We start from the raw sequence: 10,371 nt of genomic DNA, 5'->3' as shown, positions 1-10,371 counted from the left end.
CGGCGCGGCGAACCGGGGACCGGGCGCCAGATGCGGCACGGCGACGGTCAGCACCAGACCGGCGACGGCGGCCGCGCACGGTGCGCCGACCGGCGCCAGCACCCCGCCGATCCGGCCCGCCGCGTACCCGGCTGCCACCGCGAGGATGGCGAGCAGCACGCCCTCCGGACGGCCCTCGTGAGCGCCCGCGGTGATCAGCGACCAGGCGGCACAGGCCCCGAGGACCACCACGCCCGCCGCGTCCGAAACGTTTCGTCTGTCGGTGTCCTCCCCAGGACCACCGCCGGACGTCGAACAGGTGACACCCACCCCGCCCCCCGACCCAGTACGGCCCCGCCAGCCGGGCGCGCACGTCCGGACCACCGGGGTTTGGGTCACCGTAACGGCTGAAGGGCGTTTTGTGGATGAGTTGGGCAGAGCCACCCAGGAAGGATGCATCCGCCCGTCGTCCCGCTCGCTCACCCGTGCGCCCTCACCGGGTCCCGCCGTCCCGCTGTCGCCTCGTGGGTCACCCCCGTCCCGCCGGGGGCCCGGTGTCCCGGGCCGCGCTGTCGGCCCGCCGGTCACGCGCCGTAGACTCCCCGGGTGACCGTCACCGCACCCTCCGAGGCCACGTCGGACCCGTCCGCGCAGGTCGCGCCCGTCTCCTGGGCGGCGCGGGCCAAGCGCTGCGTCCCGGCCCTCGCCGCCGCCCTCTGCGGAGCGCTGCTCTACGTCAGCTTCCCGCCCCGCCCCCTGTGGTGGCTCGCCGTGCCCGCCTTCGCGGGGTTCGGCTGGGTGCTGCGCGGACGCGGCTGGAAGGCGGGCCTCGGTCTCGGCTACCTCTTCGGCCTCGGCTTCCTGCTGCCGCTGCTGGTGTGGACCGGCGTGGAGGTCGGCCCGGTGCCGTGGATCGCCCTGGCCGTGATCGAGGCGCTGTTCGTCGCCCTGGTCGGCGCGGGCACCGCCGCCGTCTCCCGGCTGCCCGGCTGGCCGCTGTGGGCGGCGGCCGTGTGGATCGCGGGCGAGGCGGCCCGCGCCCGCGTCCCCTTCCACGGCTTCCCCTGGGGCAAGGTCGCCTTCGGGCAGGCCGACGGGATCTTCCTGCCGCTCGCCGCGGTCGGCGGCACCCCGGTGCTCGGCTTCGGCGTCGTGCTGTGCGGCTTCGGCCTCTGCGCCGCCGTCCGGCTCGCCGTGGAGGGCCGCCGCACCCGGACGGTACGGCGGTCGGCCGCGGTCGTCGCCCTCGTCAGCACGGTCGTGCCGGTCGCGGGCGCGCTGGCGGCCAGGGCCCTGGTCAGCGACAAGGCCGAGGACGGCAGCGTCACCGTCGCGGTCGTCCAGGGCAACGTCCCCCGCTCAGGACTGGAGTTCAACGCCCAGCGCCGGGCCGTCCTCGACTACCACGCGCGGGAGACCGAGCGTCTGGCCGCCGACGTCGAGGCCGGGAAGGTCGCCCGGCCCGACCTGGTGCTCTGGCCGGAGAACTCCTCCGACGTCGACCCGTTCGCCAACGCCGACGCGCGCGCGGTGATCGACCGGGCGGCACAGGCGATCGGCGTGCCCATCTCGGTCGGCGGTGTCGTCCAGCGCGACGGCAAGCTGTGGAACGAGCAGATCCTCTGGGACCCCCGCAAGGGCCCCACCGACACCTACGACAAGCGGCAGATCCAGCCGTTCGGCGAGTACCTGCCGATGCGGTCCCTGATCGGCGCGCTCAACAGCGACTGGACGTCGATGGTCCGCCAGGACTTCAGCCGCGGTACCGAACCCGGCGTGTTCTCCATGGGCGGGGCCGAGGTCGGCCTCGTCACCTGCTACGAGGCCGCCTTCGACTGGGCGGTGCGTTCCGAGGTCACCGACGGCGCCCAGATCATCTCGGTGCCCAGCAACAACGCGACCTTCGACCGCAGCGAGATGACCTACCAGCAGCTCGCGATGTCCCGGGTCCGGGCGGTCGAGCACAGCAGGACCGTCACCGTGCCGGTCACCAGCGGGGTCAGCGCGATCATCATGCCGGACGGCACGATCACCCGCAGGACCGGCATGTTCGTCGCCGACCACCTGGTCCAGAAGGTCCCGCTGCGCTCCTCCGAGACGCCCGCCACCCGGCTCGGCGTCCTCCCCGAGATCGCCCTGGTCCTGATCGCCGCGGGCGGACTCGGCTGGGCGGCCGCCGCGGGCGTGCGCGGGCGGCGCGCCGGGGGTGCGTGACGTCCGTCCCCGGGCGCCTGACGTCCCGTGGGACGGCTGTGACCGGCCCGGTTAGGGTCGGGCCATGGCTACTCCTGACTTCATCCGTGAGATCCGGGCCCTCGCCGGCCACGAGTTGCTCTGGCTGCCCGGGGTGAGCGCCGTCGTCTTCGACGACGACGGCAGGGTGCTGCTCGGACAGCGCGCCGACAACCACCGGTGGGCCCTGATCTCCGGCATCCCCGACCCGGGCGAGCAGCCCGCGACGGCCATCGCCCGGGAGGTGGAGGAGGAGACGGGGGTGCTGGTCGAGGTGGAGCGGCTGATCACCGTCAGGTCGGGACGCGAGGTCACCTTCCCCAACGGCGACCGCTGCCAGTTCATGGACCTGTGCTTCCGCTGCCGTGCCGTCTCGGGGGAGGCCCGGGTGAACGACGACGAGTCGCTGGCCGTCGCCTGGTTCGCGCTCGACGAGCTGCCCGACCTGACGGAGTTCCACCGCTTCCGGATCAAGCAGGCGCTGTCCGACGAGCCGACCTGGTTCGAGCCCGCGGGCGAGGTGTGACGGGGGAGTGGCCGACGGCGCCGGTCGCCCGCGGGGAGGGGAACCGGCCGGCTCGGGAGGATCCCCGGCCCGCGCCGACGGCCGGGCGGGCGCCTCTTCCGTCCCGGACGCCCCTTCCGTCCCGCTGGCCGTTTTCCGCCCGGACGCTCCTTCTGTCCCGTCGGCCGCTTCCCGCCCGGACACCCCTTCCGGACCGACGGTCGCTTCCCGCCCGGGTGCCCCTTCCGTCCCGACGGTCGCTTCCCGCCCGGGTGCCGCCCGTGCCCGCTACGGGACCGAGGCGTCCGGGGTCCGTTCGGCCGCGAGCGTCGCCGTCACCCGGTCCGCCGTGGCGGCCGTCGTCCCGGCCGCGGTCCGGACCTCCTCGGCGGGGTGGCGCAGCGCGTGCGCGGCCGCCGCCCGGACGGCGGGCAGGACGGCGCGGCAGGAGAGCACCGCGCGGGCCATGACGGCGTCCGTGAGCACCTCGTCCTCGTAGATCAGGTCGGGTCCGTCGTCCGGGTCGGCGCCGGACAGCAGGGCGGCCACTTCGGCGTCGACGTCCCGTCCGGCCGGGTGGGCGAGGCCCTCCAGGTCGTCGCCCTGGATCTCGGCCGCCTCCGCGACGTCGTGCAGGAAGTCCAGCACACCGCTCAGCGTCCCCGGGTCGGACAGCTCGTCCCGCCCGACCAGCGCGCAGCAGTGCGCGGCCACCGGGCCGGTCGCCGTCCACGGCGTGCCCTGGTGCATGATCGCGGAGTTGAGGTGCAGGACCGCGTCGGCGCGCGCCCGTTCGTCCTCGCGGACCAGCGCGGCCAGATGGGCCGGGGTGTCCGCCGCGGTGCCGTAGGCGTGCAGGAGCAGCGAGTAACCGAGGTCGGGGTGGGGTGCCGTCACCGGGCCAGGGTAGGGCCCGCGGTCCGCCCCGACGGGAGCGGGGTGGGCCAACCCGGCGGAAATCCGGGTGACTTCACGTGATCGGTCTTGGTAGCTTCCTCGCGTGCCGAAGCTCAATCAGATCATCGCCGTCGAAAAAGGCGTCAAGTCGAAGTCGCTCCAGGAGCTGACGCAGGCTCACCAGGACGTGCAGAAGCCCGCGTTGCTCGCCGGGATCTCCCGCACCTACCAGCCCAAGGACGAGGAGGGCGAGCAACTCCCGCCCGAGTCCACCCGCGTCCAGGTCATGGCGGAGGACGTGCTCCGTGCCACGGCCACCACCCTCACCCGGCTGTTCGACGTGACGGCCACCAAGGACTGGGCCAACCGCACCGCCGCCGCCGACGTGGTGGTCGACGGCCGGGTGCTGCTCCCCGGCGTCCCGGTGCCCTACCTGCTCTTCCTGGAGAAGCAGCTCAACGATCTGCACACCTTCGTGCGGAAGCTGCCGGTGCTCGACGCCTCCGAGTCGTGGATGCAGGACCCGTCGACGGACGCCTGGAAGACGGAGCCGGTGCGGACCATCCGGACCAAGAAGGTGCCCCGCAACCACGTGAAGGCGGAGGCCACCGAGAAGCACCCGGCCCAGGTCGAGGTGTACTACGAGGACGTGCCCGTGGGCTACTGGACCACGGTCAAGTTCTCCGGCGCGCTGCCCGCCCGCCGGGTCAACGAGCTGCTCGACCGGGTCGAGCGGCTCCAGCAGGCCGTCAAGTACGCCCGCGAGGAGGCCAACGGCGCCGAGGTCACCGACCAGCGGACCGGTGACGCGGTGTTCGGCTACCTGTTCGGGTAGCCCCATGATCGCCCCCCGTGCGAGCGGGGGGTGGCGCGATGAGCGCAAGCTGACACTGAAGTCGAAGCTGACCAGGGGTGACAGATGAGGGTTCGAGTCCCTCCCCCGGCACACCTGCCGGGGTGGCCCAACGGGCAGAGGCGGCCCCCTGAATCTCAGATTCTCGCTCGAGTCTCAGCATTCGCCACCGAACACCGGATCGCCCGGCCGCGGACGATCGTCGACGGATAGGGGTTCAAGTCCCTTCTGCGCCTCTCGTGGCGCGGTAGTTCAAAGGCAGAACACGTCGACCTCAGAATGATCCGCGGTCTTCAACGCCGCCGGTGTGCGCAATTGGGTGGCACCACTGGCCCCGGGAGCTGGATACCGCTCCCGGGGCCTCCAACCGCCCGGCTCCGGTCGGGCTCAGTGCTCGGGCGGCGGCGCCAGCATCATCGGCCACTCCCCGGCGGCCAGCAGCTCGTCGACGGAGGAGTCGGGACCGGCGGTGAACACGGCGACGGCGTCCACGAGCCGCGCGGCGAGCGGCGCCGGGACAGCGGCCTGGGCGCGCAGCACGATCAGGGCCTCGGGATCGACGGCTGACCGCTCCGTGAACTCGTGCGGATCCACGCCTACTTGGCGCAGCGCGACCGGATACACGGCGATCGCGAGCCGCAGGGTGTCCCCGTCGCTCTCCCGCTCGGCCCAACCGTCGGTCCGCACCAGGTGGACGGCGCCGTCCCCCTCGTAGCAGTAGGCGCCCAGCCGGGCGACGGCCTGTTCGCCCGCGGTGCCCTCCGGATCGGCGAGGAGGAGGGCGACGGCCGCGTCCGGCGGACCGCCGCCGGCACCGGAGCGGACGGAGAGGCGAGGTGCCACGGCGAGATCCTCCAACGGGCGCGCGATCGGACGGTCCCAGTAGAACAGGCCCGCCCCGCCGGTGCGCACGGGGAGCGGCGCTAGCACCTCCGCCGGTGCCTGCGGGCCCCGGTCACGGGGCCGTGCCTCATCCCCGGTGGGCGCGCGGTCCCTCGTCGCGGAGCCAGTCGGTCAGCGCCCACCACCAGTGCAGGGTCGACAGCAGACGGGAACGGCCGTCCTGGGAAGGGTCGGTGAGGGAGCCGCCGGTGATGTCCTGGAGCCGCCCGAGCCGGTAGCGGACCGTGTTGGGGTGGGTGAACAGCGCCGACGCCGTCTGGTCGAGGCGCCGCCCGTTGTCGAGGAACGCCAGCGCGGTGAGCGCGAGTTGGCGGTGGAAGTCGTCCGCGGGGTCGAGGGCGGGGAGCAGGCTGCGGCTCAGGTGCGCGCCCAGCAGCGGCTGCCGGTCCAGGGCCAACTCGGCCGCGAAGTCCAGGAGTCCGTACCGTCCGCGCAGCCCCCGACCGCGTCCGAGGTCCACCGCGTGCGCGCACAGCCGGTACAGCGCCCGCAGTTCGGCGGGCGGGGCGGCGGGCGAGACGACGACCAGCGCGCCCGCGGGGAGGTCGGCGGGGTCCGGCGGGTGGGCGCGGAGTCCGGCCAGGCGGCCGTCGAGGACCGTCGCGTTCGCGCGGGCGGCGGACGGGGTGCCCGGGGGCGCCGGGAGGGCGGCGAAGCAGTGGTGCAGTCCGTCGGCGTTCGGGGGGAGGCCCGCGGCGGCCAGCTCCCGGGCCGAGGGCAGGTCCCCGTCCAGGAAGAGGCGGCGCAGCAGTTCGCCGCGCAGCCGGTCGGGCCGCCGGGGCGCCTGCTGCTCGGCCGCCCGGTACCCGTGCACCACGTGCCGTTCGACGGCGTCGCCGTACTCCTTGAGCCGCAGCACCACCGTCAGCAGCAGGCTGTCGGGGACGCCCGCCGAGCGGCAGCGGTCCACGATCAGTTCGACGACCCGGGTGGTCGCCGCCTGCACGCCGCGCAGCACGGCGGTCATCGGGACGCCCTGCGCGGCCCGGTCGGCGCCGAGCAGCAGCGCGGCCCCGAAGTCCTGCTCGTCGACCGCACCGGCCCGGTCCAGCGCGGCGAACCAGGGGGCGGCGGCGCCGATCACGGCGACAACGTGCGACCGGGTCTGCGCCTCGGTGAGCCGGGAGAGTTCGGGGGAGCGGGTGCGGGCCGCGCGGACCAGCTCGCCGCAGACGTCCGTGTCGGCGGCCATGCTCCGCAGGATCTCGGTGACCGGCTCGGGCCCCTGGAGGACGGTCATGGTCCCCTTCCCCGCCCGCGCGCTGTGGCCGGGACACAACGAAGCGGTGGCCGCGTTGACGACCGCCCACTATCGCGGCTCCGCGACGACCTGGTTTTCTGTGGGCTACCGACGGTAACAGCGCGTTTCCCGCGGGACCACCCCGCGCACAGGCTCCACGTGCCGGTGACTCCCGCCCCTCCCGTCCCGCACCGGAAGGCACGCATGGCACCCATGGCAGACTCCGCGCACCCGATGGACACCCCCGCCGCCGCGTCCCCGACGCCGGGCGCGGCCGGTGGTGCGCTCCCCGATCCCGCCACCGGCGTCACCCGCAGGCAGGCCCTGACCGTGGCCGGGGGCGTGCTGGCCGGGGCGGCCCTCGCGGCCCAGGCGTTCCCCGCGTACGCCGCCGCGTCGCAGGACGCCGACGCCATCGTCGTCGGACACGGCCTCGCGGGGCTGGTCGCCACCGCCGAACTCGCCGCCGCCGGACGCAAGGTGCTCCTTCTCGACCAGGAGCCCGAGGCCAGCCTCGGCGGCCAGGCGTTCTGGTCCTTCGGCGGGCTCTTCCTCGTCGACTCCGACGAGCAGCGGCTGATGGGCGTCAAGGACTCGCGCGACCTCGCCTGGCAGGACTGGCTCGGCACCGCGGGCTTCGACCGGGGCGTCGACGACCCGAAGGGCCAGGACTACTGGGCCTACAAGTGGGCCGAGTCCTATGTGGACTTCGCCTCGGGGGAGAAGCGCTCCTGGCTCTCCGGGCTCGGCGTGCAGTGGTTCCCGATCGTCGGCTGGGCCGAGCGCGGCGGCGGACTCGCGCACGGGCACGGCAACTCGGTGCCCCGCTTCCACGTCACCTGGGGCACGGGGCCCGCCGTCGTCGAACCCTTCGAGAAGAAGGTGCGGGCGGCGGTCGCGGCGGGCAAGGTCTCCTTCAGGTTCCGCCACCGGGTGGACGGTCTGGTCACCACCGGCGGCGCGGTGACCGGGGTGCGCGGCGCCGTCCTCGAACCGAGCGGCGCGGCCCGCGGCACCCCCAGCTCCCGCACGGTCGTCGGCGACTTCGAACTGCGCGCCCCCGTCGTGATCGTCACCTCCGGCGGCATCGGCGCCAATCAGGACCTGATCCGGCGCAACTGGCCCGCCCGGCTGGGCAGCGCGCCGAAGTCCATGATCACCGGCGTGCCCGCGCACGTCGACGGCCGGATGCTCGGCATCACCGAGCAGGCGGGCGGCCGGATCGTGAACCCCGACCGGATGTGGCACTACACCGAGGGGCTGCGCAACTACGCGCCGATCTGGCCCGACCACGGCATCCGCATCCTGCCGGGCCCGTCCTCGATGTGGTTCGACGCCACCGGCCGGCGCTTCGACACCCCCGACATCCCGGGCTACGACACCCTGCACACGCTCGGCTCGATCACCGCCTCCGGCCACGACTACTCCTGGTTCGTCACCACCCAGAAGATCCTGGCGAAGGAGTTCGCGCTCTCCGGCTCCGAGCAGAACCCGGACCTCACCGACAAGAACGTCTGGCAGTTGCTCTCCCGGATCTGGCAGACGCCGGAGCCCATCGAGAGGTTCAAGAACAAGGGCGCGGACTTCGTCGTCGCCACCTCGCTCGCCGACCTGGTGACCGGCATGAACAAGCTGACCGGGGACAACCTGGTGCGGCTCGCCGACCTCAAGCGGCAGATCGAGGCCCGGGACCGGGAGATCGAGAACCCGTACACCAAGGACGTCCAGGTGATGGGCATCCGCAACGCCCTCGCCTACATCGGCGACTCCCTCAGCCGTACGGCCCCGGCGCACCGCATCCTGGACCCGGCCGCGGGGCCGCTGATCGCCGTGCGGCTGAACATCCTCACCCGCAAGACGCTCGGCGGCCTCCAGACCGACCTCTCCGGCCGGGTCCTGGGCCCGGCCGGTACGCCCGTCCCCGGTCTGTACGCGGCCGGTGAGGTCGCCGGATTCGGCGGCGGCGGGGTGCACGGCTACCGCTCCCTCGAAGGCACCTTCCTGGGCGGCTGCCTCTTCTCCGGCCGGCAGGCGGGCCGGGCGGCGGCAGCGGCGACGGCGGGCTGAACGTGCGGCGTGCCGGATGTCCCCCCTTCCGGCACGCCGCACCCCGCGGGCCTCAGACGGCCGGGGCGGGGAACGTCGGGTACTCGACGCCCGACACGTGCTGGACGACCCGGATGACCTGGCACGAGTAGCCGAACTCGTTGTCGTACCAGAGGTAGAGGATCGCGTTGTCGCCCTCGACCTTGGCGGCGCCCGCGTCCACGATCGACGCGTGGCGCGAGCCGATGAAGTCGCTGGAGACCGCGTCGGGCGCCGTGGTGAAGTCGATCTGCCGCTTGAGCGGCGAGGTCAGCGACACCTCGCGCAGATGGTCGAGCACCTCCTCGCGGGAGGTCTCGCGGGCGAGCTGGAGGTTGAGGATCGCGATCGACACGTCCGGCACCGGCACCCGGATCGAGCTGCCGGTGATCCGCGCCTTCAGCTCGGGCAGCGCCTTGGTGACGGCGGAGGCGGCGCCCGTCTCGGTGATCACCATGTTCAGCGGCGCGGACCGGCCCCTGCGCTCGGAGCTGTGGTAATTGTCCAGCAGGTTCTGGTCGTTGGTGAACGAGTGGACCGTCTCCACATGGCCGCGCAGCACGCCGTACTCGTCGTCCATCGCCTTCAGCGGCGGCACGATCGCGTTGGTGGTGCAGGAGGCGCAGGACAGGATCCGCTCGTCGGGCTTCACCGTGTCGTGGTTGACGCCGTGCACGATGTTCGGCACGTCGCCCTTGCCGGGCGCGGTCAGCACCACCTTGTCGATCCCGGGGCGCAGATGCTGGGAGAGGCCCGCGCGGTCGCGCCACTTGCCGGTGTTGTCGATGAGGATGGCGTCCCTGACGCCGTACGCGGTGTAGTCGATCTCCGACGGGTCGTCGGCGTAGATCACCTTGATCGCGTTGCCGTTGGCGAGGATCGTGCCGCTCTCCTCGTCGACCGTGATGGTGCCCTGGAACTGGCCGTGGATGGAGTCCCGGCGCAGCAGCGAGGCGCGCTTGACGATGTCCCGCTCGCCGCCGCCGCGCACCACGATCGCGCGCAGCCGCAGCCCGTTGCCCGAACCGGCCTTCTCGATCAGCAGCCGGGCCACCAGGCGCCCGATCCGCCCGAAGCCGTACAGCACGACGTCACGGCCCGCGCCGCGCTCGATCTTGTTGCCGCCGGTGGCACCGGCGACGGCCTCGGCGGTGAACGCCTCCACCGACAGGCCCCGGTCGTCGGCCCGGTACGTCTCGGCGAGCATCGCCAGGTCGATCTGGGAGGGCCCGAGGTCGAGCGTGGTGAGCGCCCGCAGGAACGGCAGCGTCTCCACGACCGACAGCTCCGCACCGGCGATCTGCCGGGCGAAACGGTGGGTCTTCAGGATGCTGACCACCGACTTGTTCACCAGGGAGCGGCTGTGCAGCAGGACGGTGACGTCCCGCTCGCGGTGCAGCTTCCCGATGATCGGGATCATCGACTCCGCGATCTCCTCGCGGGTCTTCCAGTTGCTGAACGAGTCGTCGTTGACAGTCACAGTTCATCTTTCGAGCTAGGCGGCGCTCATATGATAAACACGCGCTGTGCTGGGACTGTCGCGGGGGCCGCACGGTACGGGCCGCGGGCTGCCCGGTGCGGGCCGTGAGCTGCCCTCCTGCGGTCTCTTTCCGCCGCCCGGCGCGGCCACGGGCCGACCCCGCCGATGTGGCCTGGCGGTGGCGCCGCCCCGGCCCG

The 10,371-nt window shown here is 73.3% G+C and carries 8 protein-coding genes and 1 pseudogene; 4 read left to right on the top strand and 5 right to left on the bottom strand.

Annotation, left to right across the window (positions count from 1 at the left end):
- Positions 1–231 (bottom strand): annotated as a pseudogene (locus GA0115242_RS40945) (hypothetical protein); the annotation flags it as partial.
- 354 nt (positions 232–585) lie between these two features.
- Here GA0115242_RS40945 and lnt point away from each other — a divergent pair.
- Positions 586–2,193, top strand: coding sequence for an apolipoprotein N-acyltransferase (lnt, locus tag GA0115242_RS29220; protein WP_093833727.1), 1,608 nt, complete (start codon positions 586–588; stop codon positions 2,191–2,193).
- Positions 2,194–2,257: 64 nt separating this feature from the next.
- Entirely contained in the window at positions 2,258–2,737 is a 480-nt protein-coding gene (locus GA0115242_RS29215) for an NUDIX hydrolase (RefSeq protein ID WP_093833725.1), read from the top strand.
- A gap of 267 nt (positions 2,738–3,004) precedes the next feature.
- Here the strand turns inward: GA0115242_RS29215 and GA0115242_RS29210 are convergent, their stop codons facing one another.
- Complete coding sequence (locus tag GA0115242_RS29210) at positions 3,005–3,613, bottom strand: hypothetical protein (protein WP_093833723.1); 609 nt, start codon at positions 3,611–3,613, stop codon at positions 3,005–3,007.
- A 103-nt stretch (positions 3,614–3,716) separates the two neighbouring features.
- Between GA0115242_RS29210 and GA0115242_RS29205 the strand changes: the two genes are divergently transcribed.
- Positions 3,717–4,448 carry a DUF7873 family protein gene (locus GA0115242_RS29205; RefSeq protein WP_093833721.1) on the top strand — a complete coding sequence of 244 codons (732 nt, stop codon included), beginning with the start codon at positions 3,717–3,719 and terminating at the stop codon, positions 4,446–4,448.
- Positions 4,449–4,853: 405 nt separating this feature from the next.
- Here the strand turns inward: GA0115242_RS29205 and GA0115242_RS29200 are convergent, their stop codons facing one another.
- Both GA0115242_RS29200 and GA0115242_RS29195 read right to left on the bottom strand, forming a co-directional pair.
- On the bottom strand, positions 4,854–5,309 hold the full coding sequence (locus GA0115242_RS29200; RefSeq protein ID WP_093833733.1) for a hypothetical protein: 456 nt from the start codon (positions 5,307–5,309) through the stop codon (positions 4,854–4,856).
- Between the two features lie 127 nt (positions 5,310–5,436).
- Positions 5,437–6,609: a helix-turn-helix domain-containing protein gene (locus GA0115242_RS29195; RefSeq protein ID WP_093833719.1), complete on the bottom strand. Its 1,173-nt coding sequence runs from the start codon at positions 6,607–6,609 to the stop codon at positions 5,437–5,439.
- 234 nt (positions 6,610–6,843) lie between these two features.
- Here GA0115242_RS29195 and GA0115242_RS29190 point away from each other — a divergent pair, with 234 nt between their 5' ends.
- Entirely contained in the window at positions 6,844–8,676 is a 1,833-nt protein-coding gene (locus tag GA0115242_RS29190) for an FAD-binding dehydrogenase (protein WP_370672329.1), read from the top strand.
- Between the two features lie 52 nt (positions 8,677–8,728).
- On the opposite strand, the gene GA0115242_RS29185 is transcribed toward GA0115242_RS29190, so the two are convergent.
- Positions 8,729–10,174: a glyceraldehyde-3-phosphate dehydrogenase gene (locus GA0115242_RS29185; protein ID WP_093833717.1), complete on the bottom strand. Its 1,446-nt coding sequence runs from the start codon at positions 10,172–10,174 to the stop codon at positions 8,729–8,731.
- Positions 10,175–10,371: the final 197 nt, after the last annotated feature.

Origin of the sequence: Streptomyces sp. SolWspMP-5a-2 (assembly GCF_900091845.1) — a bacterium.
Classification (GTDB): domain Bacteria; phylum Actinomycetota; class Actinomycetes; order Streptomycetales; family Streptomycetaceae; genus Streptomyces; species Streptomyces doudnae.
This window is presented reverse-complemented; position numbering and strand designations above follow the sequence as displayed.

What these genes read in the sequence shown, in the direction of transcription:
- GA0115242_RS29195 (WP_093833719.1), bottom strand. Translation starts at nt 6,609, where the DNA reads ATGACCGTCCTCCAGGGGCCCGAGCCGGTCACCGAGATCCTGCGGAGC.
- GA0115242_RS29190 (WP_370672329.1), top strand. Translation starts at nt 6,844, where the DNA reads ATGGACACCCCCGCCGCCGCGTCCCCGACGCCGGGCGCGGCCGGTGGT.
- GA0115242_RS29215 (WP_093833725.1), top strand. Translation starts at nt 2,258, where the DNA reads ATGGCTACTCCTGACTTCATCCGTGAGATCCGGGCCCTCGCCGGCCAC.